Source organism: Clostridium sp. HBUAS56010 (assembly GCF_007115105.1).
Lineage (GTDB): Bacteria > Bacillota > Clostridia > Lachnospirales > Lachnospiraceae > Lacrimispora.
Genome location: NZ_SULJ01000001.1, coordinates 735,991 through 762,850, shown reverse-complemented (window position 1 = coordinate 762,850; position 26,860 = coordinate 735,991). Strand labels below are relative to the sequence as shown.

Genomic DNA, 26,860 nt, shown 5'->3' with positions numbered 1-26,860 from the left:
TAAAGTATTTCCGCGTTATATGCAGGAAAAGCTGGCGATTACAGTTCTTGTAATTACGCTGGCTTTGTTTGCATTGGTTTTAATTCTCTATAATCTGATGACAAACAAAAAGGAGGATTATAACCAGATTGTATTATCCCAGCAAGAGTATGACAGTCGTATCATTCCCTTTAAAAGAGGGGATATTATGGACCGGAACGGAACATATCTGGCTGCAAGTGAGAAAGTTTATAACTTAATTCTTGACCCCAAACAGATCATGACAAATCCGGATGCGTACTTGGAACCTTCTGTTACAGCACTGACCGAATGTCTGGGCTATGACCGGACAGAGATTATGAATCTTATTCAGGAAAAGAAAGACAAACAGTATGTGCGGTATGCCAAACAATTGTCTTATGAGGATAAAAATAAGTACGAAAAATACAAAACGGATAAAATGAAAGAATTAAAAAAAACAGGGAAAGATATTAAAGGAATCTGGTTTGAAGATGAGTACAAAAGAGTGTATCCTTACAATGGTATGGGCAGCAAGGTAATTGGATTTGCCAACGGAGACGGAATGGCTGGAACCGGTGGAATTGAACAGTTTTATAATTCAACTCTTATGGGAATAAACGGCAGGGAATATGGTTATTTAAATGACGATTCCAATTTAGAGCGGGTAATAAAACCGGCTTCCAATGGCAATACCGTAGTCTCTACCATTGATGTAAATATACAGAAAATTGTTGAAAAGTACATAAATGAATGGGAAGCGCAGACAGGAAGCAAGAAAATCGGTGTCATTGTTATGGACCCCAATAATGGGGAGGTTCTGGCTATGGCGGATCATAAATCATTTGATTTAAACAATCCCCGTAAGCTCAGACCGGAATACACAGATGATGTTTTGCGTCAGCTTGGAATCCAGGAAGCCATGGATGACTATAAACGTAAGAACAAAGATGCAGAACCTCTGACAGAGGAAACGGTATTAAAACACTATGATGATAAGACGATTATGTCTTTGGGGACCCAGGTGGCATGGAATCAGACCTGGCGTAATTTTACCATTAGTGATGGATATGAGCCGGGATCAACAGAGAAGATATTTACCGTTTCTGCGGCCTTAGAAGAAGGTGCCATTACAGGCAATGACGTATATGAATGCAACAAATTTCTGGAAGTAGGCGGACATAAGATAAACTGTGCCAGCAGATATGGACATGGTCGGATCACAGTAGAAGAGGGACTTATGAAATCCTGCAATGTAGTTATGATGCGGATTGCCCAGCAGATTGGAAAAGAAAAGTTTTATAAGTACCAGCAGATCTTTGGATTCGGAGCAAAGACAGGAATTGATCTTCCGGGAGAAGCGGATAACAAAACCACGATTTATACTGTAGATAATGCAGGCCCCACAGATCTTGCCACCAACTCCTTTGGACAGAACTTCAACACCACCATGATTCAGATGGCGGCTGCATATAGTTCGGTTATCAACGGTGGTTCTTATTATGAGCCTCATGTGGTAAAACAGATCTTAAATGAACAGGGAGCTGTTGTGAAAAAGACAGATCCTGTGCTGGTGCGTGAAACGGTGTCTGAATCCACAACCAGATTTATTAATGAAGCACTTTTTAAAACCGTTAACGCAGAAGGCGGAACAGGTGGTGCGGCAAAGGTGGCAGGATATAAAGTGGCGGGAAAAACCGGTACAGCAGAGAAGATACCAAGGGACAAGACAAACTATGTAGTATCTTTCTGCGGATATGCTCCGTCAGATAATCCGCAGGTATTAGTTTATGTGGTGGTAGATGAACCCCATGTAGAGGATCAGCCTCGCAGCACTTACGCAAGCAATATCTTTCAAAAGATTATGTCAGAGATTCTTCCTTATTTAAATATATTCCCTGAGACCGATACAGAAGGGACACTTCCCACTGATGATGTATCAGGGCTTCCGCAGCAGGAAGGCATCACAAAAGAGTCCGGTGCCTCTTCTGAGGAGGAAGTGAAACAGGAGAGTGAAGCACAATCCCAGGCACCTGCACCGACCATGGAGAATGGGCAGGCAGTTCCGGAAGAGTATTTAAATCCTTCCGAAGAATATGTGAACAGGCAGGAGGGAGATGACGCGGCTGTGCCTGCGGGTATTCCCGGAGAGGATGAACAGACAGGGGAGACCCAGCCTTCCCAGGAAGAAGAAACCGCAGCCCAGTAGGGAAATATCCCTTCTTTGGCTCATAAAAAGAGCAAAGATTCATATATTGTAACAATCATGACGGTGGAGCAGTGTATGAATACAAACAAAACACATCACAGAGAGAAAATAGCCCTCCTGTTTTTCCTGTTATTTCTTGCCATGACAGGATTAATGGGGCGGCTTATTTTTCTAATGGTATTCCGTTCGGAGCATTATAGTGCGATGGCTGAAGATCTCCATGAAAGGGAAAGAACCATAAAGGCAGCAAGAGGAAACATCATTGATGCCAATGGTACCGTCATTGCAACCAACCGGACGGTATGTACGATTTCAGTTATTCACAACCAGATAAAAAAACCGGATGAGGTGGTTGCGGTTTTATCAAAAGAACTGGGAGTTGATGAAGCTGAGGTACGAAAAAAAGTGGAAAAATACAGTTCCAGAGAAATTATTAAAACCAATGTAGACAAGGCATTAGGAGATCAGATAAGGACTTATCATCTGGAAGGTGTGAAGGTGGATGAGGATTACAAACGTTACTATCCTTATGACACCCTTGCTTCTAAGGTTCTTGGGTTTACGGGAGGAGACAATCAGGGAATTATTGGTCTGGAAGTCAAATACGAAGAGTATTTAAAAGGAAATAACGGGAAGATTCTCACCATGTCTGATGCGGCTGGAATAGAAATCGAGAATGCGGCAGAAGATAGAATTGAACCTGTTCCAGGGCAGGATCTGCAGATTAGTCTGGATGTAAACATTCAAAAATACTGTGAGCAGGCCGCTTATCAGGTAATGGAGAAAAAAGGTGCAAAAAAAGTGTCAATTATTGTCATGAATCCTCAAAATGGGGAAATAATGGCTATGGTCAATGCACCTGAATTTAATTTGAATGATCCGTTTACACTAAGCACAGGTACACAAGTTCCTGCTTCCAGCAAAGAAAAACAGGATATGCTTAATCAGATGTGGAGAAATCCAAGCATTAACGATACCTATGAGCCAGGATCTACTTTTAAGATCATAACGGCTGCCGCCGGATTAGAGGCAGGCGTGGTAAAACTTGATGATCACTTTTCCTGTCCCGGATTCCGGGTGGTGGAGGACCGTAAGATCCGCTGTCATAAAGTGGGAGGCCATGGGTCAGAATCTTTTTTACAGGGAATGATGAATTCCTGCAATCCGGTTCTCATTGATGTGGGACAGCGGCTTGGCGTAAATAATTACTATAAATATTTTGAACAGTTTGGCTTAAATGGAAAGACAGGAATCGACGTTCCTGGCGAAGCATCTACCATTATGCATAAAAAAGAAAATATGGGTCTTGTGGAACTGGCAACCGTTTCCTTTGGTCAGTCATTTCAGATCACACCTACGCAGTTAATCACCACTTCCGCTTCAATTGTTAATGGTGGAAACAGAATTACCCCTCACTTTGGCATAAAGGTATCCGCTGCTGACGGAGAATCGGTTCATACATTTGATTATCCGGTCAGAGAAGGAATTGTTTCCTCGCAGACCAGTGAGACCATGCGCTACATTCTGGAACAGGTGGTATCAGAAGGCGGCGGTAAAAAAGCAAAGCTGGAAGGATACCGCATTGGAGGAAAAACAGCCACTTCTGAGAAGCTTCCCAGAAGTTTAAAAAAGTATATTTCTTCTTTTGTGGGATTTGCTCCTGCTGACAATCCCCAGGTAATTGCACTTATTACCATTGATGAACCTCAAGGCATTTATTACGGCGGAACCATTGCTGCTCCGGTGATTGCAGATATTTTTAAGAATATTCTTCCATATCTGGGGATTGACCCAACAGAGGAAAAAACTGTTTCGACGATTCGAATCAGTGGTTGATTATTCGGAAAAAAAGACGTATACTACTTACTGTGTACTTTTGATATACCAATACATAAAATATTGAGGTGTGACATGATTAACGAAACGATTCTGGCAATTATCATAGCTTTTGCTATCAGCGCCATGCTGTGTCCCATTGTAATACCATTTCTCCACAGACTGAAATTTGGTCAGGAAATCCGAAAGGAAGGGCCGGAGAGTCATTTGAAAAAACAGGGTACTCCGACTATGGGGGGACTCATTATTTTGACCAGTGTTATCATCACATCCCTGTTTTATATCAGGGATTATCCGAAGATCATTCCCATACTTTTTATGACCGTTGGATTTGGAATCGTCGGATTTCTTGATGATTACATTAAGATTGTGATGAAACGGTCAGAGGGACTTACACCGGTTCAGAAGATGGCAGGGCAGTTAATCATCACAGGAATTTTTGCCTATTATCTCCTTCACTCCAAAGATGTAGGCACCAGTATGCTTATTCCGTTTACCGGAGGTTTTGATAAGGGGCTTTATTTAAGCCTGGGTATCTTTTTTGTACCAGCAGTGTTTTTCATTGTAATAGGAACCGATAACGGGGTGAACTTTACCGATGGTCTTGATGGGCTGTGCACCAGTGTTACAATTCTGGTTGCGACTTTCTTAACGGTGGTTGCCATAGGAGAGAAGACTGGAATCAGCCCTATTACGGGAGCGGTTGTAGGAAGTCTCCTGGGATTTTTGCTGTTTAATGTTTATCCGGCGAGAGTTTTCATGGGAGACACCGGATCACTTGGACTGGGGGGCTTTGTGGCTTCCAGTGCATTCATGATGCAGATTCCTGTTTTTATTGCTATTATCGGTTTTATTTATTTAGTGGAAGTGTTATCAGTCATCATGCAGGTGACTTATTTTAAAAAAACAGGCGGGAAAAGAATTTTTAAGATGGCACCCATCCATCATCATTTTGAACTTAGCGGCTGGTCGGAGACCCGGGTGGTTGCTGTGTTTGCTATTGTAACAGCGGTTCTTTGCCTGCTTGCATACCTTGGATTATAGGAGAGAAACCATATGAGTCAGAAAATTTTAGTTGCCGGCAGTGGAAAAAGTGGTATCGCCGCCTCCAGGTTAATTCTAAAGACGGGGGATGAAGTTGTGCTTTATGACAGCAATTCCGCCTTGAAAGAGGATGAGCTGTTAAGCAGATTTGAAGAGAGGGAAAGGGTTTCAGTTTTGCTGGGTGAACTGAAAAAAGATGATCTGGCAGATATAAAACTTTGTGTAATCAGTCCCGGTATCTCTTTGGATGCACCTTTTGTTTCTATGATAAACGATGCCGGTATTCCTGTGTGGAGCGAGATCCAGCTGGCATATCATCATGCAAAGGGAAGACTTGCGGCGATCACGGGAACCAATGGGAAGACCACCACCACAGCTCTTACTGGAGAGATTATGAGGGCTTACTATGCTCATGCTTTTGTGGTGGGAAACATTGGAATTCCTTATACGGAAGAAGTGTTAAAGACAAAAGAGGATTCTGTGACGGTTGCAGAGATCAGCAGCTTCCAGTTAGAGACGATTACCGACTTTAAGCCGGATATCAGCGCCATTCTTAACATCACGCCGGATCACTTAAATCGTCATAAAACTTTGGATTGTTACATAAAAGTTAAAGAAAGCATTACCCAGAACCAGAGAGAGTCAGATTGCTGTATTCTGAATTATGATGATACAGTGCTCCGCGAGTTTGGGAGAAGCCTGCTGCCTCGTGTTGTTTATTTCAGCAGCAGAGAGCTGATTGAAGAAGGCTACTGTATGGATGGGGATATGATTATCTGCAATCATAAAGGCGAGAGGCAGGAGATTGTGTCTATCCATGATTTAAAGCTTCTTGGACGCCATAATTATGAGAATGTTATGGCTGCAATTGCAATATCCGTGGAGATGGGAGTTCCCATGGAGGTGATACAGCAGGTGATCTGTCAGTTTAAAGCAGTGGAACACCGGATTGAGTTTGTGGCGGAAAAAGCCGGGGTCAAGTATTACAATGATTCAAAAGGCACCAATCCTGATGCAGCCATACAGGCGATCAAGGCTATGCCGGGACCGACCATTCTCATTGCAGGAGGTTATGATAAAAACTCAGAATATGATGAGTGGATCAGATCGTTTGATGGAAAAGTAAGATATATGGTTTTGCTGGGGCAGACACGGGAAAAGATTGCAGAATGCGCCTCGAGATACGGCTTTACCAATGTAATGTATGCGGAAGATATGCAGGAGGCTGTCAGTGTCTGTGCCTCTTATGCCAATAGTGGGGATTATGTGCTCCTGTCACCGGCGTGTGCCAGTTGGGGTATGTTTCAGTGCTATGAAGAACGCGGAGAGGTATTTAAAGAGTGTGTCCGCAATCTTTAAAGCTGTTTGTACGCTTTCGTATGGTTGGTGAGGAGGAGTGATATGTCAGAAAAAAGGCCAGTGAAGAAAAAGAACAAACCGCGCCGTTTTTATGATTACAGCCTTTTGTTTACCGTAATCTTCCTTAGCGTCTTTGGTTTGGTTATGATATACAGTTCCAGTTCTTATGCTGCACAGATTAAATTCGGCAGTGCCGCTTACTTCATGACAAGGCAGGCAAAGATTGCGCTTGCAGGGTTTGCCCTTATGGTGGTCATATCCAGATTGGATTATCACTGGTATGGAAAGGTTGCAGCGTTTGCATATGTCCTTTCCTATGTTCTTATGATTGCAGTTTCCTTATTTGGCCGTCGGGTAAATGGAAAGAGGAGATGGCTGGGAGTTGGTTCTTTATCCTTTCAGCCAACAGAGTTTGTTAAAATTGCGTTAATCGTGATGCTTGCGATGCTGATTGTCCAGATGGGCAAAAAGATCAACACCAGAAATGGAGTTCTTCTGATTATTGTAATGACAATCCCCATTGCGGGAATCGTTGCTGCAAACAATTTAAGCTCTGGTATTATTATCGTTGGAATTGCTTTTGTTATGCTGTTTGTGGCATGTAAGAAAAAGTGGCCGTTTTTTGCCTGCGGATTTGCAGGAGTCGGTCTTCTGGCTGTTGCCGGTCCCCTGGCAACGGTGCTTGAGAAGATGAATATTCTTCATGATTACCAGCTTGGCCGTATACTGGTCTGGATGGAACCGGAAGCTTATCCCTCGACAGGCGGCTATCAGGTGCTCCAGGGCTTATATGCCATTGGCTCCGGCGGACTGGTGGGACGGGGACTGGGAGAGAGCATACAGAAGATGGGATTTGTGCCTGAGGCGCAGAATGATATGATATTCTCTATTATTTGTGAGGAACTTGGCCTTTTTGGAGCGGTTTCCGTAATCCTTATATTTCTTTTTATGATTTACCGCTTTATGCTCATTGCGGACAATGCACCCGATTTATTTGGTGCGCTATTGGTTGTTGGGGTTATGGGGCACATTGCAATTCAGGTAATCCTTAATATTGCGGTTGTTACCAATACCATTCCAAATACTGGCATTACCCTTCCGTTTATCAGTTACGGTGGTACTTCGGTATTGTTCCTCATGATAGAAATGGGCATGGTTTTAAGTGTTTCAAATCAGATAAAACTGGAAAAATAGTAAGATTTGATACCCAAACTCTCACTTTTAACATAGGATAGTATATAAGAAGCCATGGGAGGTACCGGATTGTCAGTCATACAGGTCCAGGGGTTACGATCCTTAAAAGGTGAGATAAAAATTCAGGGTTCCAAGAATGCTGTTCTGCCTATGATGGCAGCGGCGGTTCTCCATAAAGGTACAACAGTGATTCATAATGTCCCCAGGATACAGGATGTGTTCTGTATGCTGGGGATACTTGAGCGTATTGGCTGTATCTGCCGTCTGGAAGGCAATACGCTGATCGTTAATGCTGCAACACTTACACAGGCAGAGATTCCCGAAGAGTATATGAAAAGCATGCGTTCCTCCATTATACTTTCAGGCTCGCTTCTTGGAAGAACCGGCCTTGCGGTTACCAGTTTTCCCGGAGGGTGTTCGATAGGGAAAAGGCCCATTGATCTTCACCTGAAGGCATTTTCAAAGCTTGGGGCTGTAGTGGAAGATAAAGAGGAAAAACTGATTGTCTCTGCCAAGGCACTGAAAGGGGCAGACATAGAATTTTTGTTTCCAAGTGTGGGAGCAACGGAGAACGGGCTTTTGGCTTCTGTTTATGCACAGGGAGTTACAACCATCCGGGGGGCTGCAAAAGAACCGGAGATCATTGCACTGTGTGAATTCTTAAACAATATGGGAGCAGATATTAAGGGAATCGGGACATCAGAATTGACGGTTACAGGTGTGAAAGAATTCCATGATTCAGAGTTTAGAGTTGCAGGTGACCGTATTGTTGCAGGTACTTATTTAACGGCTGTCATGGCAGCCGAAGGGAAAGTCTTACTTGATGGAATCCGTCCGGCAGATTTAACTGCGGCTCTTGTAGCGGCAGAGAAGATGGGAGCAGTACTTAAAACTGGTCCGGACAGTCTGGAAGTATCTATGAAAGGGCGGCCGGAGGGAATTGATGTAATGACGGAACCTTATCCTGGTTTTCCTACGGATCTTCAGTCACAGTTCATGGCAGTGATGGCATCTGGAAAGGGAAGAGGAAAACTTATTGAGACTATTTTTGAGGGGCGCTTTGGGACCGCAGAAGAACTGAAAAAGCTGGATGCAGATATATTCATAACAGAAAAACAGGCTATTGTTCATGGACGGTATCCTTTAAAGGGTAACCGGGTAACATCTCCTGATTTGAGAGGAGGAGCAGCTCTTATTGTAGCTGGATTGGCTTGTGAGGGAATCACAGAGATTCATGAATGTTATCATATTGAACGCGGATACGAGGATATTTGCCGTGATCTGAGCAGTCTGGGAGCGGCAATCAGAGGGATGGAATGAGATATCTTAAAAGCAGAAGAAAGATGAAACTGGCAATCGCGGCAGCGGTAGCTGTGCTGGCAGCAGTGATTTTTCTATCACTTCAGATCAAAGAGATCACGGTCACCGGCAATAAACAATATACTTCGGAACAGATTGAGAGCCTTATATTTAAAGGCGGCTGGGACCGGAATGCGATTTTTTGTTTCTACAAGGACCGGTTTAGACCACATACGCAGATTCCTTTTGTAGAAGATTATAAAATCGTATTCCTAAACCCGGTGAAGGTGGAAGTGATTGTATATGAAAAGACGGTAGTTGGTTATGTTTCCTATATGGGAAGCTATTTGTATTTTGATAAAGATGGTATCATTGTGGAAAGCTCCAGTGAAAAACTTGATGGGGTTCCCTGGATTGTGGGGCTTGACTACGGTCATATTGCCCTGCACCAGCCCCTGCCGGTGGAGAATCATCGAATCTTTGATGAGATCCTGACGCTGACCCAGCTTTTATCTACTTATGGTATCTCAGTGGACCAGATTCATTACGATTCCCGGGGGAATGCCTGTCTGACGATGGAAGATATTAAAATTTATCTTGGCAGCAATGATCAGATGAGTGGAAAGATCTCTGAACTAAAGGATCAGCTTCCGGTTTTAGACGGGCTTAAAGGAACGTTATATCTGGATACTTATGATGAAGCGAATACAGTCACTTCTTATCGGTTTGTGAGAGATAAATGAATTTACATAATTTTCAAGCAACTTTGTTCAAAAAATAGTTGATATTTTTGTGAAAATCAAATATTATATTAATTAGGTTTATACAGTAAGCTGTTTATGGTTAAAGGAGGATATAATCTTGTTAGAGATTAAGATAAATGAGGCGGACAATGCCGCAAGGATTCTGGTTATCGGAGTAGGCGGTGCCGGAAACAATGCGGTGAACCGGATGATTGATGAGAATATCGCAGGTGTGGAATTTATTGGTATTAACACGGACAAGCAGGCACTTCAGTTTTGCAAGGCTCCAACTGCAATGCAGATTGGTGAGAAATTAACCAAAGGTCTTGGTGCCGGTGCAAAACCTGAGATGGGTGAAAAGGCAGCAGAGGAGAATGCGGACGAGCTGGCTCAGGCAATGAAGGGTGTTGACATGGTATTTGTTACCTGCGGTATGGGCGGCGGAACCGGAACCGGAGCAGCTCCTGTTGTTGCAAAGATAGCAAAGGATATGGGTATTCTGACTGTAGGAGTAGTAACAAAACCTTTCCGTTTTGAAGCAAGAACCCGTATGACCAATGCGATTAACGGGATTGAACGTTTAAAAGAAAGTGTTGATACACTGATTGTGATCCCCAACGACCGCCTTTTGGAGATTGTTGACAGACGTACTACGATGCCAGATGCACTGAAGAAGGCAGATGAGGTTCTTCAGCAGGCTGTTCAGGGTATTACCGATCTGATCAATGTCCCAGGTCTTATTAACCTGGATTTTGCAGATGTGCAGACTGTCATGACTGATAAGGGGATCGCTCATATTGGAATCGGTCGCGCAAAAGGCGATGAAAAGGCACTGGAAGCTGTAAAGCAGGCGGTGTCAAGTCCTCTGCTTGAGACAACCATTGAAGGAGCTTCCCATGTAATTATTAATATTTCTGGTGACATCAGTCTTATTGAAGCCAATGAAGCAGCAAGCTATGTACAGGAGATGGCAGGAGATGAAGCGAATATTATCTTTGGTGCCATGTATGATGAGAATGCCCAGGATGAAGCAAGCATTACAGTGATTGCCACTGGTCTGGACATGCACGCAGAAACACCTGTATCCAAGGTTATGACTAATTTTTCCAATCCAAACTTTAAACAGCCAAAGACAGCAGCACCTTCTGGTCAGCCAGTGAATCAGGAAACAGCAGCAACTGCACCAACTCCAGGATATAATCAGAACTTTAATCAGAATTACAGCAATGGTAATTACTCTGCACCTGCTTATAATAATGCCGGTGGTCAGAATTATCAGAATAATAATCCGAATTACAACAATCAGAACTATGCAGGTTCCAATTACCAGAAGCCAGGTTATAATGGACAGAATAGTCCTCAGGGTGCTCCCCAGGGGAATGGACAGCCTTACCGTCCGACTGTGAATAAAGAAGTTCAGATTAACATACCGGATTTTTTAAGAAATAAAAGATAAATATACGGATTACATACCAGGCAGGTTCCTACGAACCTGCCTCTTTTAGAAAGGAGAACAGTGTGTCTGAAAAGTTAAACGACTGGGAGATTTCCGAAGATTATTATAATAACAAGGGGAATGAAAGAGAGCTGTCCCTTGAAGATTTTATATCAGAATCAGAGGAAAAAGAATCACAGGATCACTCTTTTGAACCTTCTGATGAGAGATTAAAGCAAACCATAAAGGATGTTCACCAGGTCCTTTTGCTCGCTCAGGAGGGGAAAAGCATTGAGGAGATTGCAGGGCTTACTGGTCTTCAACAGGATTATGTATACAACATACAGGTTTGCGCACAGGGATTTCGGGAAGATGATGAAATTGCTGTAGCACATCTGGTGCTGGGATAGGAGGGAACATTATGGAGAAAAAGATATGCCCCATCTGTGACCTGCCGGTTGGTGCTGGCAATTACTGTTCCCACTGCAAAAAGATCGTGAGACATCCCCTGATGTGGGATACGAATTATTATCTGAATGAGAAACCTCCTGCAGATTTAAAACGTGTGGAACTGTCCCCTTCCTCCCAACCTGCAAAAGAAGTGAGGAAAGATGGTGGAAAGTTCCGAATTCCACTGGCAAGCATTGCAACCCTGTTTTTTATTGTTCTTGGTGCAGCACCAGGGGTGATAAAAAAGGCAGACCGTCTTTTGAATCACTATGATTCTGTTCAGGAAGCAGTACCTTTTGATGATTCTGATTTTAAAGAGTATGAAGAAAGTGATGTCATAGAAGCGGGAATTCCCTGTAATGGCTATATCCATTTTCCTGTTGACGGAAAGATTGTTGCTGAGGCAATGGATTTATTTGTGACTGAGAATCTTTATAGTTATCAGCGAAGCTCGGATACCATGTATTCTGATAATTATGAACTGAATGGAGAATATGGTCCTGCTTCCTACTTTGAGACCGTTACCAGCTATTATCTGAAAGAGGACAAAAATGGCCAGCTAAGCTCAGATGATGAGAACGAGCAGTATCAGTATGTGGAGATTAATTATGATACAGCCACAGCAGAGATGCACAGTTATCTGTCAGCTTTAAGAGACAGGGAAGCATCCTTTGCTTATTTGGAGCATTTTATGAAGGTGACGGAAACCGAAGCAGGGGTACCGCTTTCTAATACCAGTGTTCTGTCTTTAATGGAACAGGTGAAAGCTGGGCTTGCCACGGATCAGTATGTAGATTTATCAGAAGGAATGTTTCATATTTCCGCATTTCAGGATGAGGATGAGGTTCGGTTAATTGCTGGTTACTATGCTCCCTGATTAAAAGAATACAGGAAAAATAAGGTTTTTGGCATAAAAATACAGGGTTTTGATTGACACCAAACGGGGCATCTGATATAATCATTCCAATCGTAAAAGGGAGTAGCAGCCAGCAGATTGCTGGAAGAGATTGCGTCAGAACGGTAAAGTAATTGACCCGCATCCTTATGAAATTGCAAGACTTTTATTGATGCCGTAAGCGGTGTCAATAGAAGTCTATTTTATTATACAGGGTCGTTTGCAGTACTCTGTGAAGGAAGCATGTTCTGATTTTCATTACGAGAGGCAGGAATTGAAAGGAGAGATATGATGGAAACAATTGATCCCCGCAAAAATGAAGTGTGGCAAAAAGTAAAACGTATTATGAAAAGATCAGGAATTGGCCTGGTGCTGGTGATTGCAGTACCTGTTATTGGTTTCAGCTCATTATACAACGTTCAGGAACAGGAGCAGGCAGTGGTAACCACCATGGGAAAGGCAAGGTCTGTGACCCAGTCGGGACTGCATTTTAAAGTGCCGTTTATCCAGAATGTGAAAAAAGTGAATACCACCATTCAGGGATTTGCCATTGGATATGATCCTGGTGATAATGAAAGTAAGGAAGAAGATTCTCTGATGATCACCAAGGATTATAATTTTGTAAATGTGGATTTTTTTGTAGAATATAAAGTGGCAGATCCGGTTAAGTCCGTCTATGCTTCGGAAGACCCTTTAAAGGTTTTGCAAAGCATCACAAAAAGCTGTATCAGAACTGTAATTGGAAGCTATGATGTGGATTCTGTCCTGACTATGGGAAAAAATGAGATTCAGACAAAGATAAAACAGATGATCATGGAAAAGCTGGAAGGTCATGATATCGGCCTGACTGTGGTGAATGTGACCATTCAGGATTCCGAACCTCCCACACAGGAGGTTATGGAAGCTTTTAAAGCGGTAGAGACAGCGAAGCAGGGAAAAGAGACTGCTATAAACAATGCCAATAAGTACAGGAATGAAAAACTTCCGGAAGCTACGGCTCAGACGGATAAAATTTTACAGGAAGCAGAATCTGAAAAAGCAAAGAGAGTCAATAAAGCGAATTCAGAAGTTGCCAAGTTTAATGCCATGTATATTGAATTTCAGAAAAATCCGGAAGTGACAAGGAAACGAATGTTTTATGAGACCATGGAAAAGGTTCTGCCTGATATGAAAGTTATTATTGACGGTACAGATAAGACCAGCACAATTCTTCCCCTTGACAGCTTTACTGGAGATGGTGCAGCAAAAGATGCCGGAGGAGAAAAGGAGAAAGCGGAATGAGAAAAATATTAAAAAGAGCTGGTTTAGCCATTGCTGTACTTGCAGTCATCATTCTTTTATTTGGTTCCCTGGTCATTACCAACGAAAACGAATATAAGCTGATCCGTCAGTTCGGGCGTGTGGAGCGGGTCATTGGAACAGCAGGGTTATCCGTTAAGATTCCGTTTATCCAGACAGCAGATACCCTGCCAAAACAGATTCTTATCTATGATCTGGCAGCGTCTGACGTTATTACCATGGATAAAAAGACCATGTTAAGTGACAGCTATGTATTATGGCGGATCAATGATCCCCTCAAATTTGCCCAGTCTTTAAATTCTTCCATCGTCAATGCAGAAGCAAGAATTGATACCGTTGTTTATAACTCGGTAAAGAATGTCATAAGCAGTATGAGCCAGAATGATGTGATAAGCAGCAGGGATGAAGAACTTTCCCAGGCAATTATGAAAAATGTGGGAGATAATATGAGCCAGTATGGAATTACTCTTCTGGCAGTAGAGACCAAACGACTGGATCTTCCTGTGGATAATAAAGCGGCTGTTTACGAACGGATGATATCAGAGAGAGCTAAGATCGCTGCCACCTATACCGCAGAAGGTCAGGCGGAAGCAAAGATTATACAAAATACAACAGACAGGGAGATCGCCATCAGCATTTCTGATGCCCAGGCACAGGCGGCTTCCATTACGGCAGAGGGGGAAGCAGAGTATATGAGAATTCTGGCGGAGGCTTACAATGATCCCCAGAGAGCAGAGTTCTACTCTTTTGTCCGTTCTCTTGAGGCGGCAAAGAACTCTCTGACCAGCAAAAACAACACTTTAATTCTACCTAAGAATTCTCCTCTGGCACAGATATTTACAGGGCAGTAATAGTTGCAGGAAATAATTTTTTATGGTAAAGTGTTAAAAGATAAAAGAAACGTAAGATAGGAGACTGACAGCATGAAGATTAAAGACATATTAAGCCAGGGAAAGCCCACATTGTCTTTTGAAGTATTTCCTCCAAAAACAGAGGATAAATATGAATCAGTAGAACGGGCGGCGGCGGAGATTGCGAAGCTGAATCCGGCTTTCATGAGTGTCACATACGGAGCAGGCGGCGGAACCAGCAATTATACGGTTGATATTGCTTCCACTCTGCAGAATAAGTATCATGTGACTCCTCTGGCTCATTTAACCTGTGTATCTTCTACCAAGGAGAAGGTGCAGGAGGTTCTTCATGACTTGAAAGTAGCGGGAATTGAGAATGTTCTTGCACTCAGAGGGGACATTCCAAAGGATGGAACTGTTTCAAAGGAATACACATATGCGTCTGAACTGATCCGTGAGATAAAGGAAGCCGGGGATTTTTGTGTGGGAGCTGCCTGTTATCCGGAAGGTCATGTGGAATCAGCCAGTAAAACCATTGATATGGATTATTTGAAGCAAAAAGTGGAAGCAGGCTGTGATTTTGTCACCACACAGATGTTTTTCGATAATAATATATTGTATAATTATTTATACCGCATCAGAGAAAAGGGAATTACAGTACCTGTGGTTGCTGGAATCATGCCGGTGACCAACGTAAGGCAGATTGTGCGGAGCTGCCAGCTTTCAGGAACTTATCTGCCCTCCAGATTTAAGGCGATTGTAGATCGGTTCGGAGACAATCCGGCTGCCATGAAGCAGGCAGGAATTGCCTATGCCACAGAGCAGATCATTGATTTGATTGCCAATGGAGTTGATGCAATCCATGTGTATTCCATGAATAATCCGGAAGTGGCATTAAAGATTAAGGAAAATCTGTCAGAGATTTTGTAATATGGTTTTATTCCGGGTTCGGCGCCTTTGCAGGGCCGAACCCTTTTTAGAAGGATTAAGAGGGAGAAAAGGTCATGGAGATCAGCCGGAAAGAGGTTTTGCGTTATTTGGGATATGGAGTGCATAAAGGCGATGATGCGGTCAATGATCTGGTTGAGGAATGCATCCGGGAACTGGAAGGTGCTGCCTCACCAAAGTGCATCAGCAGGGTCTATCCCCTGGAACTGCTTCCGGATTATGAAATTGATTTTACGGTTTTCCGGACCAGAAGCCGCAATTTAAGTAAGAATATGGCGGACTGCAATCAGGTCATCTTATTTGCAGCCACGCTTGGGACTGGTGTGGATGTACTTTTGCATAAATATACAAAGCTTCAGATGAGCAAGGCGGTTACCATGCAGGCAGCGGCAGCCGCCATGATTGAGGAAGTTTGTGATGAGGAAAATAAGAGATTAAAAGAGGAATACGAAGCAAAAGGTCTTTATTTAAGACCCAGATTCAGTCCGGGATACGGAGATTTCGCTCTGGAATGCCAGAGAGAGATTACTGCGGTGCTGGAGACAGCAAAACGCATAGGAATTACCCTTACCGACAGCCTTTTGATGGCTCCGTCAAAATCTGTGACGGCTGTGATGGGAGTCAGCTCCAAAAAGTACCGCTGTGAAGTCAAAGGATGTGAGTCCTGCGCCAAGACGGACTGCGCTTATCGAAGAAATGAAAAGTAAGGGATACAGATGGAGGAATGTATGACAGGGATATTGGAAGAAATCAAAAAGAGGATTGTATTTTTTGACGGAGGAACAGGAAGTTTGTTACAGGCAAATGGGTTAAAGCCTGGAGAGCTGCCGGAGACCTGGAATTTATTACATCCGGAGATCATTACAAAGCTTCACCGGGACTATCTGGAAGCTGGGGCGGATATCATTAAAACCAATACTTTTGGAGCCAATGGATTAAAGTTTCATAAACGGGCTGAATTTGATTTAGAGGAAGTGGTTTCGGCTGCTGTTTTAAATGCAAAGAAAGCCGTGGAAACCGCCAATTACCCAAAAGGGAAGGAAAAGGGCTATATTGCCCTTGATTTAGGTCCTACAGGAAAGCTTTTAAAACCTCTTGGTGATCTGGATTTTGAAGAAGCTTATGACATGTATGCCCAGGTGGTGAAGATCGGAGAAAAAAACGGGGCAGATCTGGTTCTGATTGAAACCATGAGCGACGGGTATGAAGCAAAAGCAGCCATTCTTGCGGCGAAAGAGAATTCCAGCCTGCCTGTGTTTGTGACCATGATCTTTGATGAGAAGGGAAAACTCTTAACAGGAGGAAATGTTGCTTCCACAGTTGCTTTGCTGGAAGGACTGAGAGTGGATGCGCTTGGAATTAACTGTGGTCTTGGACCGATTCAGATGAAAGGGATTCTTTCCGATATTATGGAAGTGGTGTCTGTGCCGGTAATTGTAAACCCCAATGCAGGGCTTCCAAGAAGTGAAGGCGGAAAGACGGTTTATGATATTGATGCAGATGAATTTGCCCGTGTTATGGGAGAGATTGTTGCAATGGGAGCATCTGTTGCAGGAGGCTGCTGCGGAACAACTCCGGAGCATATAAAAAAGACGGTGGAACAGTGTAAAGATCTTCCTGTCCGTCTTCCCCGGAAAAAGAACAGAACCGTGGTATCTTCCTATTCCCAGGCCGTGGTAATGGATCGTGAACCGGTGATTATCGGGGAACGGATCAATCCCACAGGAAAGTCCAAATTCAAGCAGGCACTCAGAGATCATAATCTGGAATACATTTTAAGAGAAGGAGTGTCCCAGCAGGACAACGGCGCCCATGTTCTTGACGTGAATGTGGGCCTTCCCGGAATTGATGAGCCGTCTATGATGGTAGAGGTTGTGAAAGAACTCCAGAGCATCATTGACCTTCCCCTCCAGATTGATACTTCTGATCTTGAAGCCATGGAACAGGCAATGAGGGTTTATAACGGAAAACCTCTGATTAACTCTGTCAATGGAAAAAAAGAGAATATGGAAGCCGTATTTCCCCTGGTGAAGCGATATGGGGGCGTGGTGGTTGCCCTGGCTCTTGATGAAGACGGGATTCCGGAAACTGCCGAAGGAAGAGTGAAGGTGGCAAAAAAAATCTACCAAAAGGCAGCGGAATATGGAATTGAGCAGAAAGATATTGTAATTGATGCTTTGTGCATGACTGTAAGCTCAGACAGCAAAGGTGCTTTGACCACTCTTGAGACTCTGCGCAGGGTGCGGGATGAGCTGGGGGGAAAGACCATACTCGGCGTGTCCAACATTTCTTTTGGCCTTCCCCAGAGAGAGATCGTAAATGCAGCATTTTTTACCATGGCATTGCAGAGCGGATTAAGTGCAGCTATCATCAACCCTAACTCTGAGGCTATGATGCGTTCTTATTTAAGCTTCCTTACCTTGGCTGATTTAGATCCTCAGTGCAGCCGCTATATTTCGATTTACAGCGGTCAGGTGGCAACGCTTGGAGATACGTTGCGCCCAGGCAGTACAGGCAGCAGCAATTCTTCCGGCAGTGACATCCCTTTATCAGAAAGCATAAAAAAGGGGTTAAAGGACCGTGCTTTTCTCGCTGTTACAGAGCTTTTAAAGGACAAAGAGCCTTTAACCATTATCAACGAAGAGATGATTCCGGCATTGGATCAGGTAGGAAAAGGGTTTGAAAAAGGAACTGTATTCCTTCCTCAGCTTTTGATGAGTGCAGAGGCAGCCAAAGCAGCCTTTGAAGTCATCAAAGAACAGATGGCAAAAAGCGGTGTGGCTGAAGAGAAAAAAGGCGCAATTATACTTGCTACAGTCCGGGGAGATATTCATGATATCGGGAAAAATATTGTTAAGGTGCTTTTGGAAAATTACAGCTATGATGTAATTGATCTTGGAAAAGATGTGCCGCCGGAGCTGATTGTAGAGACTGCTGTTAAAAAAGAGGTAAAGCTTGTAGGATTAAGTGCCCTTATGACAACAACAGTTCCCAGTATGGAAGAGACAATCAAACTGCTCCATAAAGAATCTCCGGATACCAAAGTTATGGTGGGAGGTGCTGTGCTTACCGAGGATTATGCAGGCACCATAGGGGCAGACCGTTACTGCCGTGATGCCATGGCTTCTGTGAATTATGCAGAAGGTGTATTTCAAACCAAAGGTGCTGATTGACAAATGCGGAATGAATGGTACAATAAAATTGATAATACATCTGGAGGTACAAACATGGGAAAGATTATTTTAACGGGAGACAGACCGACAGGAAAACTGCACATCGGTCATTATGTAGGTTCACTCAAACGAAGAGTGGAACTGCAGAATTCCGGTGAATTTGACGATATTTTTATTATGATTGCGGATGCTCAGGCATTGACGGATAATGCGGACAATCCGGAGAAAGTTCGTCAGAATATTATTGAGGTAGCACTGGATTATCTCTCCTGCGGCCTTGACCCGAATAAGAGTACCTTATTTATTCAGTCTCAGATTTCAGAACTTACGGAACTTTCTTTTTACTATATGAATTTAGTGACTGTATCAAGGCTTCAGAGGAATCCTACCGTAAAATCTGAGATCACCCAGAGGAACTTTGAAACCAGTATTCCTGTAGGATTTTTTACTTATCCCATCAGTCAGGCAGCGGATATTACTGCGTTTAAGGCTACGACAGTGCCTGTAGGGGAAGATCAGGAGCCAATGATTGAACAGACGAGGGAGATTGTCCGCAAATTCAATTCTGTTTATGGGGAAGCCCTGGTAGAGCCGGAGATTCTTCTTCCGGACAATAAGGCGTGTCTGCGTCTTCCTGGTACAGATGGGAAAGCCAAGATGAGCAAATCTTTGGGCAACTGCATCTATTTATCTGATTCCGAAGAAGAAGTGAAGAAGAAGATTATGAGCATGTATACCGACCCGAACCACATTCAGGTATCAGATCCTGGAGAAGTGGAAGGAAATACGGTATTTACCTATCTTGATGCCTTCTGTAAGGATGAAGATTTTGCCAGATATCTGCCGGATTACAAAAATCTGGACGAACTGAAAGACCACTACAGACGGGGCGGTCTGGGGGATGTAAAGGTAAAGAGATTTTTAAACAGTATTCTCCAGGAAGAACTGGAACCTATTCGTCAGAGAAGAAAACAATATGAGGCAGATATTCCTTATGTATTCCAGATTCTTAAAGAAGGTTCAGAAAAAGCAGCTTCCGTGGCAGCGAATACCTTGCATGATGTAAAAGAAGCCATGAAGATCAATTATTTTGATGATCAGGAATTAATCGGACAGCAGGCAAAGAAGTATCAGGGTTAAAATAAGGTAAAATCTATGATTTCTCAATAAAATAATAATTATTATCAATATCATTATTGAAATTTTCCATCATCTGTGTTAATATAAATACATGATTAGTAGTAACTAACTCATAATTATTTTAGAAACAAGCCATATTAATTCAGTATAGGGATCATGAAAGGAGATAGTTGATATGTCATTTATTGGGAAAGAGATTGTTGATTTTAAGGTTCAGAGTTTTATAAATGGTGAATTTAAAGAAGTAAGCAAAGAGGATGTTCTTGGAAAATGGTCGGTATTTTTCTTTTATCCGGCAGATTTTACCTTTGTCTGCCCTACCGAATTAGAAGACCTTGCAGATAAATACGATGAATTCAAAAAAATTGGCTGTGAGATTTACAGCGTATCCTGTGATACTCATTATGTACACAAGGCATGGCATGACGCTTCCAAAACAATTAAGAAGATTAATTATACCATGCTTGCAGATCCTACCGGAGTACTTGCCAGAGGATTTGATGTTATGATTGAAGAATCCGGTGTGGCAGAGAGAGCGACCTTTATCGTCAATCCGGAAGGAAAGATTGTAGCTTATGAAGTGATTGCAGGCAATGTGGGAAGGAATGCAGACGAATTGTTCCGCAGAGTTCAGGCTTCCCAGTTTGTTTCTGAACATGGAGACGAGGTTTGCCCTGCAAAGTGGAAACCAGGTGAAAAAACCTTAAAACCAAGTCTTGATTTAGTAGGACTTTTATAAAGGCGGGATCATATGGATAAATTGTATGATGTAATAGTTGTAGGAGCAGGTCCGGCGGGCCTGTCCGCAGCTATTTATGCCGCCAGAGCCAGATTTAAGGTTCTGGTGCTGGAGAAAGAGAAACTTGGCGGTCAGATTACGATTACCTCAGAAATTGTCAACTATCCGGGAATTGAATCTGTGAGCGGCGATGCCCTGACAGAGAAGATGCGCAGACAGGCAGAAAGCTTTGGAGCTGAGTTTTTGATGGCTCGTGCCATTGACATGGACTTGTCTGGTGATATCCGGATTGTTAAAACGGATAAGGGGGATTTAAAAACCCTCGGGCTGGTTCTTGCCCTGGGTGCTAATCCCAGAGCGATCGGATTTAAAGGGGAACAGGAATATAAGGGACGTGGTGTAGCTTACTGTGCAACCTGTGACGGGGAGTTCTTTACCGGCATGGATGTATTTGTCATTGGAGGCGGTTTTGCCGCAGCAGAAGAGGCTGTTTTTTTGACCAAATATGCAAAGAAAGTTACGATCATTGTCCGGGATGATGATTTTACCTGTGCCCGTTCCGTGGCTGATGAGGCAAAACAACATGAAAAGATTGAGATTCATTATAATACCGAGATTAGAGAGGCGGCTGGCGACACGTTACTGAAGTCAGCAAGATTTTATAATAAAAAAACCGGTGAGGAGTGGCTTTATGAGTCTGAGCCGGGAACGACTTTTGGAATTTTTGTTTTTGCAGGCTATGTGCCGGATACAGAATGGATTAAAGATAAGATTTCTTTAAACGATCATGGATATCTGCTGACTGATCCGGATCAGATGACCAATGTTGACGGAGTGTATGGAGCAGGAGATGTGTGTGTGAAAAAGCTTCGTCAGGTGGTAACTGCCGTTTCTGATGGTGCGGTCGCTGCTACTTCTCTGGAGAAATATGTGGCAGCCATGTGGGAAAAACTTGGAATTTCCAGGGATGAGGAAGCGGTTTCAGTCAAGCCAAAGCCTCAGGTTCACCAGGAAGAAGGATCAGAAAGCGAATCCTTTGTCACACCGGAGATGAAAGAACAGTTAAAAGAATTGTTTGGTAAATTTCAGAGCACCATAACGGTAAAGGGAGTTCTTGATAAAAGTCCTCTTGCTACCCAGATGGAAGGTTTTTTAAATGAACTTACCGGCATCTCAGACCGGGTACAGTGCGTTATCAGCCGTGAATCGGAAGAGACCGTTCCTAATGAGACAATTCCTGCACTTTGCATACTCAGGGAAGATGGGAAGGAATCCGGACTTCGTTTTTATGCCATTCCAGGAGGGCATGAATTTAATTCCTTTGTGATCGGACTTTATAATGCAGCAGGTCCTGGTCAGGCAATTACAGAGGAAGAAGCAAAGCGCATTAAAAATATTAAAAAACCGATTGATATTAAGGTTGCAGTGTCTTTATCCTGCACCATGTGTCCAACTACGGTTATGTCTGCCGGAAGAATTGCGGCAGAGAATGAAATGGTAAAGGCGTGGACTTATGATCTTGCTTTATATCCCGATCTAAAAGAGCGGTATCAGATCATGAGTGTCCCTTGTATGATTATAAATCAGGAAAAAATTGAGTTTGGGAAGAAATCCGTAGAGGAACTTCTGAACATACTGGAAACCATTTAAGAAAAGGAGAAATCACAATGAATTATCTGGAGATTGAGAAAGTAATAGGAAGAGAAATAATTGATTCCAGAGGTAATCCTACCGTAGAGGCTGAGGTACATCTGGTAGACGGTACCATAGCAAGAGGTGCAGCTCCCAGCGGTGCTTCCACAGGAGAATTTGAAGCTTTAGAGCTTCGTGACGGAGACAAAGCCCGTTTTGGCGGAAAAGGAGTGCTCAACGCAGTTCATAACATCAACACAGTAATTCATTTTGCACTTGTGGGAATGGATGCATCTGACATCTATGCAGTTGATAAAGCCATGATTGATGCAGACGGAACAAAGGACAAATCAAGACTGGGAGCCAATGCCATTCTTGCTGTATCCATTGCCTGCGCAAGAGCAGCCGCCATCAGCACAGGAGTTCCCCTGTACCGTTTCCTTGGCGGTATCTCAGGCAACCGTCTTCCAGTTCCTATGATGAATATTTTAAATGGCGGTGCTCATGCAGCCAATACAGTCGATGTTCAGGAATTCATGATTATGCCAACCGGAGCTGGTGATTTCAAAGAAGGTCTTCGCTGGTGTACAGAAGTGTTCCATTGTCTGGCTTCTATTTTAAAATCAAAAGGTCTGGCAACTTCTGTTGGTGATGAAGGCGGCTTTGCTCCTGACTTGGAAAGCGATGAAGCAGCCATTGAATTGATTCTTGAAGCAGTGAAAAAAGCTGGATATGAGCCAGGACGTGATTTTGTACTGGCTATGGATGCCGCTTCCAGTGAATGGAAGGCGGAGAAAAAGGGAGAGTATCATCTTCCAAAAAGCGGAAAGCACTTTACTTCTGAGGAATTAATCGGTCACTGGAAGAATCTTTGTGACAAATATCCGATTTATTCCATTGAAGATGCTCTTGATGAAGAGGACTGGGAAGGCTGGAAGCTTCTTACCAAAGAGCTGGGAGACAGAATTCAGCTTGTAGGTGATGATCTTTTTGTAACCAATACAGAACGTCTGAAAAAAGGAATTGAAGAAGGCTGCGGAAACTCCATCTTAATTAAACTGAATCAGATTGGTTCCGTATCCGAGACACTGGAAGCTATTAAGATGGCTCACAGCGCAGGATATACGGCTGTCGCTTCCCATCGTTCTGGTGAGACAGAAGATACCACGATTGCAGATCTGGCAGTTGCACTTAATACCTGTCAGATTAAAACTGGTGCGCCAAGCAGAAGTGAACGTGTGGCAAAATACAACCAGCTTCTTAGAATTGAAGAAGAACTGGGTGATGGTGCAGTTTATCCGGGAATGGATGCGTTCCATATCCGCCGTTCTTAATCATAACGGAAAAGCCTGTCAGATGAGTCATTTATCTGGCAGGTTTTTTTGCATAAAACAAAAGGGGGATCCAGGATGATTGATCTATACCTGGCAAAGGCATTGGCTCCAGAAGGTATGAAGAAATACCAGTGGGAGCATGAACTTGGTAAGAAGCTTCTTTTTACCGGACTTTTTAGAGAATATGGCATGGATTTTTCAGAAGAGGAGCCGCCTGTAATTGAAAAAGGCCCCCGTGGAAAACCGTATCTGAAAGATTATCCTCATATCCATTTTAACATCAGCCATACGGAGGGACTTGTTGCCTGCGGATTCTCTGATAAAGAATTGGGAGTTGATGTGGAGCGGATACAGAGTTATAATGAGAGAGTACTAAGGAAAGTAATGTCAGAAACTGAGAGTATTGTTATGAGAAAATTGCCGCCTGCAAAGCGTGCAGAATATTTTTTCCGTATCTGGACATTAAAAGAAAGTTATGGTAAGGCAGTTGGAACAGGAATTGTCATGCCTCTTTCTGATATATCCTTTGAGTCGGTTGAAACTGGAGTTCCTCATTGTTCCAGGGAAGGAGTCACATTTTTTCAACAGATATTAGATGGAGAGTTTATTCTTTCCCTGTGTCAGACAGGCTGCGAGAAAATTCGCGTGAAACTAAATTTCATTTTTTAATCTTATCTGGAATTAATATCCTAGCAGACAACCCATAATTGTACTCTTTTTAGACCTGCTTTTCTGATCTTACCATAACCACTACCATTATTTTATAAATTGGTAAATTTATGGCAATGATATAGTAAAGAGAAAATAATAGGAGGACAAGCCATGAAAAACATGACAGATAATTTTTTAATCTCTTTTCTTCAGAAATTTGACGAACACCCTTTTGATGTAAAACTCCATGGGGAGACGTATCATATCGGGAACGGAACCCCTTCTTTTGTTGTCAATTTAAAAGAAGACATTGGAAGCAAAGAACTTTTAACCAGCACATCTCTGGCGCTGGGAGAAGCTTATATGAAAGGCAATCTGGAGATTGAAGGCGATTTATTTCAGGCGTTGGACAACTTCCTGGGACAGATGGGGAAATTCTCCACAGACCACATGAAGCTTAAGAAGCTGATTTTTTCTTCTCAGTCTAAGAAGAATCAGGAAAAGGAAGTCACTTCTCATTACGATATCGGCAACGATTTTTATAGCCTGTGGCTTGATAAAACCATGAGTTATTCTTGTGGATATTTTAAAACAGAAGAAGATTCCCTCTATGATGCACAGTATAATAAAGTAGAACGGATTTTAAAGAAGTTATATTTAAAAGAGGATATGACACTTCTGGATATTGGTTGCGGGTGGGGATATCTGCTTATACGCGCAGCAAAAGAATATGGAGTGAAGGGCCTTGGTATCACCTTAAGTAAAGAACAGAAGAAAAAATTTGAAGAACAGATTGAAGCAGAAGGCCTTGTGGGAAGGGTTCGTGTGGAACTAATGGATTACCGTGATTTAGCAAAGTGCGGTGAAACCTTTGACCGGATCGTCAGCGTAGGAATGCTGGAACATGTAGGCAGAGAGCATTATGATCTGTTTGTAAAGAATGCGGAAGCAGTCTTAAATCCGGGCGGATTATTTTTGCTTCACTATATCAGTGCCTTAAGGGAACATCCCGGTGATGCCTGGATTAAAAAATACATCTTTCCAGGCGGCATGGTGCCAAGTCTCCGTGAGATGATTCATATTCTGAGTGAGCATAACTTTTATACATTGGATGTGGAAAGCCTTCGCCGTCATTACTATAAGACCTTGCTTCAATGGGCAAAGAATTTCAATTCCCACCGTGCCCAGATTGAGGAGATGATGGGAACCGAATTTACCCGCATGTGGGATCTTTATTTAAATGCCTGCGCAGCAACCTTCCACAACGGCGTTATTGATCTCCATCAGATTCTTATTACAAAGGGAGTAAATAATGATCTTCCAATGACCAGATGGTATTAAAACAGTGAGAAACATTCTCAAAAAAATATCTTGCAGTTATGTATCTGCTGTGATAAAATGTACCTAGTTAGTTAATACTAACTTCGTGTGAATATTCTATACATCAGACCAAACCTCTGATCAGATCTTTCTTCCCGTGAGGAAAGATAAAAACTCCTACAAAAAACCATCGCTGTTACCGCATGACAGGGATGGTTTTTTGATGTTAAGAAAATAAATCTCTGGTTGCCCAAATCGTGATTAAGTGTTATGATTCCTTAAGATAAATTGGTGTATGGTTATTTTAGGAAGCAGTATATACCCAATGTGGAAGGAGAAATAACAGAAATGGACGCAACAATGGCACACAACCTGAAAAAGGGGAGTATTTTGACTTTGGGGGGAGGGATTTTGTGGGGGCTTTCTGGTACCTGTGGACAATACCTTATGCAGCAGAAAGAACTTCGTGCAGAATGGCTGATTCCCATACGCCTGCTGTTAGCAGGAATACTTTTACTTTTTGTGTGTGCATTAAAGAAAAAGGGGAAAATATTCGATGTATTTAAGTCTCCCAGAGATGTAATGGAAGTTATTATTTTTGGTGTATTTGGAATGAGCATGTGTCAATATACATATTTTACTGCCATTCACTTTTCCAATGCAGGCACTGCCACAGTGCTGGAATACATTGGTCCGGTTCTTGTTATGCTTTATATTTCCTTAAGAACTGGAAAGGCGCCGGAAAAGGTTGAGCTTTTTGCTGTCGTTCTGGCTGTAATCGGAACGGTTCTTCTGGCAACCCATGGCAACATAAAGAGTCTTGCCATATCACATAAGGCTCTGTTTTGGGGACTGATTTCAGCAGTAACTCTGGCAATTTATACGGTTCAGCCGGGACGGCTTTTAAAAAAGTTCGGTTCCATGCTGGTGACTGGCTGGGGGATGCTGATTGGCGGCATCTTCGTCTGTATTCTCTTTAAGCCCTGGACATTCCATGTTTCTGTTGATGGGAAAGTAATTGGAGGAATGGCGTTTATCATTCTTGCAGGTACCATTATTGCATTTGTCAGTTATCTGGAAGGGGTAAAGTGGGTTGGTCCCAAAAAGGGAAGCCTGTTTGCTGCCATTGAACCGGTTGCAGCAACTGTTTTCTCTGTTTTGCTGTTGAAGGTGAGTTTTGGAGTGATGGATCTGCTGGGATTCGCCTGTATCATCTCCACCATTTTTCTTCTCACTGCCCGCAAAACTTCATAATTCCTTTACATTTCATTTCTTCTCGTGATATAATTGTGAAATAAAATTACGCGGAAGG

Annotated in this window: 22 protein-coding genes; all 22 read left to right on the top strand. The window is 42.9% G+C overall.

Translation table 11 applies throughout. The features are described 5' to 3' along the window. The first annotated feature begins 19 nt into the window (after positions 1–19). Positions 20–2,206: a penicillin-binding transpeptidase domain-containing protein gene (locus FAY33_RS03660; RefSeq protein WP_347562647.1), complete on the top strand. Its 2,187-nt coding sequence runs from the start codon at positions 20–22 to the stop codon at positions 2,204–2,206. A gap of 75 nt (positions 2,207–2,281) precedes the next feature. Then, on the top strand, positions 2,282–4,042 hold the full coding sequence (locus tag FAY33_RS03655; protein WP_143319387.1) for a penicillin-binding transpeptidase domain-containing protein: 1,761 nt from the start codon (positions 2,282–2,284) through the stop codon (positions 4,040–4,042). A 75-nt stretch (positions 4,043–4,117) separates the two neighbouring features. Beyond that, positions 4,118–5,086: a phospho-N-acetylmuramoyl-pentapeptide-transferase gene (gene mraY / locus FAY33_RS03650; RefSeq protein WP_143319386.1), complete on the top strand. Its 969-nt coding sequence runs from the start codon at positions 4,118–4,120 to the stop codon at positions 5,084–5,086. 12 nt (positions 5,087–5,098) lie between these two features. After that, positions 5,099–6,445 carry a UDP-N-acetylmuramoyl-L-alanine--D-glutamate ligase gene (gene murD, locus FAY33_RS03645; protein WP_143319385.1) on the top strand — a complete coding sequence of 449 codons (1,347 nt, stop codon included), beginning with the start codon at positions 5,099–5,101 and terminating at the stop codon, positions 6,443–6,445. Positions 6,446–6,487: 42 nt separating this feature from the next. After that, positions 6,488–7,639 (top strand): FtsW/RodA/SpoVE family cell cycle protein, encoded by a 1,152-nt coding sequence (locus FAY33_RS03640; protein ID WP_143319384.1) that lies wholly within the window; start codon positions 6,488–6,490, stop codon positions 7,637–7,639. Between the two features lie 69 nt (positions 7,640–7,708). Then, complete coding sequence (murA, locus tag FAY33_RS03635; protein WP_143319383.1) at positions 7,709–8,959, top strand: UDP-N-acetylglucosamine 1-carboxyvinyltransferase; 1,251 nt, start codon at positions 7,709–7,711, stop codon at positions 8,957–8,959. Continuing rightward, on the top strand, positions 8,956–9,681 hold the full coding sequence (locus tag FAY33_RS03630; protein ID WP_143319382.1) for a cell division protein FtsQ: 726 nt from the start codon (positions 8,956–8,958) through the stop codon (positions 9,679–9,681). The genes murA and FAY33_RS03630 overlap by 4 nt, the downstream gene beginning before the upstream one ends. A 118-nt stretch (positions 9,682–9,799) precedes the next feature. Next, positions 9,800–11,137, top strand: coding sequence for a cell division protein FtsZ (gene ftsZ / locus FAY33_RS03625; protein ID WP_143319381.1), 1,338 nt, complete (start codon positions 9,800–9,802; stop codon positions 11,135–11,137). A gap of 62 nt (positions 11,138–11,199) precedes the next feature. After that, positions 11,200–11,526 carry a helix-turn-helix domain-containing protein gene (locus FAY33_RS03620; RefSeq protein WP_143319380.1) on the top strand — a complete coding sequence of 109 codons (327 nt, stop codon included), beginning with the start codon at positions 11,200–11,202 and terminating at the stop codon, positions 11,524–11,526. A gap of 11 nt (positions 11,527–11,537) precedes the next feature. Further along, complete coding sequence (locus tag FAY33_RS03615; RefSeq protein WP_143319379.1) at positions 11,538–12,443, top strand: hypothetical protein; 906 nt, start codon at positions 11,538–11,540, stop codon at positions 12,441–12,443. 306 nt (positions 12,444–12,749) lie between these two features. Then, positions 12,750–13,742 (top strand): FtsH protease activity modulator HflK, encoded by a 993-nt coding sequence (hflK, locus tag FAY33_RS03610; RefSeq protein ID WP_347562646.1) that lies wholly within the window; start codon positions 12,750–12,752, stop codon positions 13,740–13,742. Continuing rightward, complete coding sequence (locus tag FAY33_RS03605; protein ID WP_143319378.1) at positions 13,739–14,611, top strand: protease modulator HflC; 873 nt, start codon at positions 13,739–13,741, stop codon at positions 14,609–14,611. The genes hflK and FAY33_RS03605 overlap by 4 nt, the downstream gene beginning before the upstream one ends. 72 nt (positions 14,612–14,683) lie before the next feature. Next, on the top strand, positions 14,684–15,541 hold the full coding sequence (gene metF, locus FAY33_RS03600) for a methylenetetrahydrofolate reductase [NAD(P)H] (RefSeq protein WP_143319377.1): 858 nt from the start codon (positions 14,684–14,686) through the stop codon (positions 15,539–15,541). A 74-nt stretch (positions 15,542–15,615) separates the two neighbouring features. Further along, positions 15,616–16,266, top strand: coding sequence for a vitamin B12 dependent-methionine synthase activation domain-containing protein (locus tag FAY33_RS03595; protein ID WP_143319376.1), 651 nt, complete (start codon positions 15,616–15,618; stop codon positions 16,264–16,266). 21 nt (positions 16,267–16,287) lie between these two features. Beyond that, entirely contained in the window at positions 16,288–18,732 is a 2,445-nt protein-coding gene (locus FAY33_RS03590; RefSeq protein ID WP_143319375.1) for a homocysteine S-methyltransferase family protein, read from the top strand. A 54-nt stretch (positions 18,733–18,786) separates the two neighbouring features. Next, the gene (gene trpS, locus FAY33_RS03585; RefSeq protein WP_143319374.1) at positions 18,787–19,872 is read left to right on the top strand and encodes a tryptophan--tRNA ligase; all 1,086 of its coding nucleotides are present in this window, start codon (positions 18,787–18,789) and stop codon (positions 19,870–19,872) included. Positions 19,873–20,047: 175 nt separating this feature from the next. Continuing rightward, on the top strand, positions 20,048–20,611 hold the full coding sequence (ahpC, locus tag FAY33_RS03580) for an alkyl hydroperoxide reductase subunit C (RefSeq protein WP_143319373.1): 564 nt from the start codon (positions 20,048–20,050) through the stop codon (positions 20,609–20,611). Positions 20,612–20,623: 12 nt separating this feature from the next. Continuing rightward, positions 20,624–22,261 carry an FAD-dependent oxidoreductase gene (locus FAY33_RS03575; RefSeq protein WP_143319372.1) on the top strand — a complete coding sequence of 546 codons (1,638 nt, stop codon included), beginning with the start codon at positions 20,624–20,626 and terminating at the stop codon, positions 22,259–22,261. 17 nt (positions 22,262–22,278) lie between these two features. Beyond that, positions 22,279–23,577 carry a phosphopyruvate hydratase gene (eno, locus tag FAY33_RS03570; protein ID WP_143319371.1) on the top strand — a complete coding sequence of 433 codons (1,299 nt, stop codon included), beginning with the start codon at positions 22,279–22,281 and terminating at the stop codon, positions 23,575–23,577. A gap of 75 nt (positions 23,578–23,652) precedes the next feature. Beyond that, entirely contained in the window at positions 23,653–24,246 is a 594-nt protein-coding gene (locus FAY33_RS03565) for a 4'-phosphopantetheinyl transferase superfamily protein (protein ID WP_143319370.1), read from the top strand. A gap of 153 nt (positions 24,247–24,399) precedes the next feature. Continuing rightward, complete coding sequence (locus tag FAY33_RS03560; RefSeq protein WP_143319369.1) at positions 24,400–25,569, top strand: cyclopropane-fatty-acyl-phospholipid synthase family protein; 1,170 nt, start codon at positions 24,400–24,402, stop codon at positions 25,567–25,569. A 327-nt stretch (positions 25,570–25,896) separates the two neighbouring features. Continuing rightward, a complete protein-coding gene (locus tag FAY33_RS03555; RefSeq protein WP_207705991.1) occupies positions 25,897–26,802 on the top strand; it encodes an EamA family transporter in 906 nt (301 codons plus the stop codon). Positions 26,803–26,860: the final 58 nt, after the last annotated feature.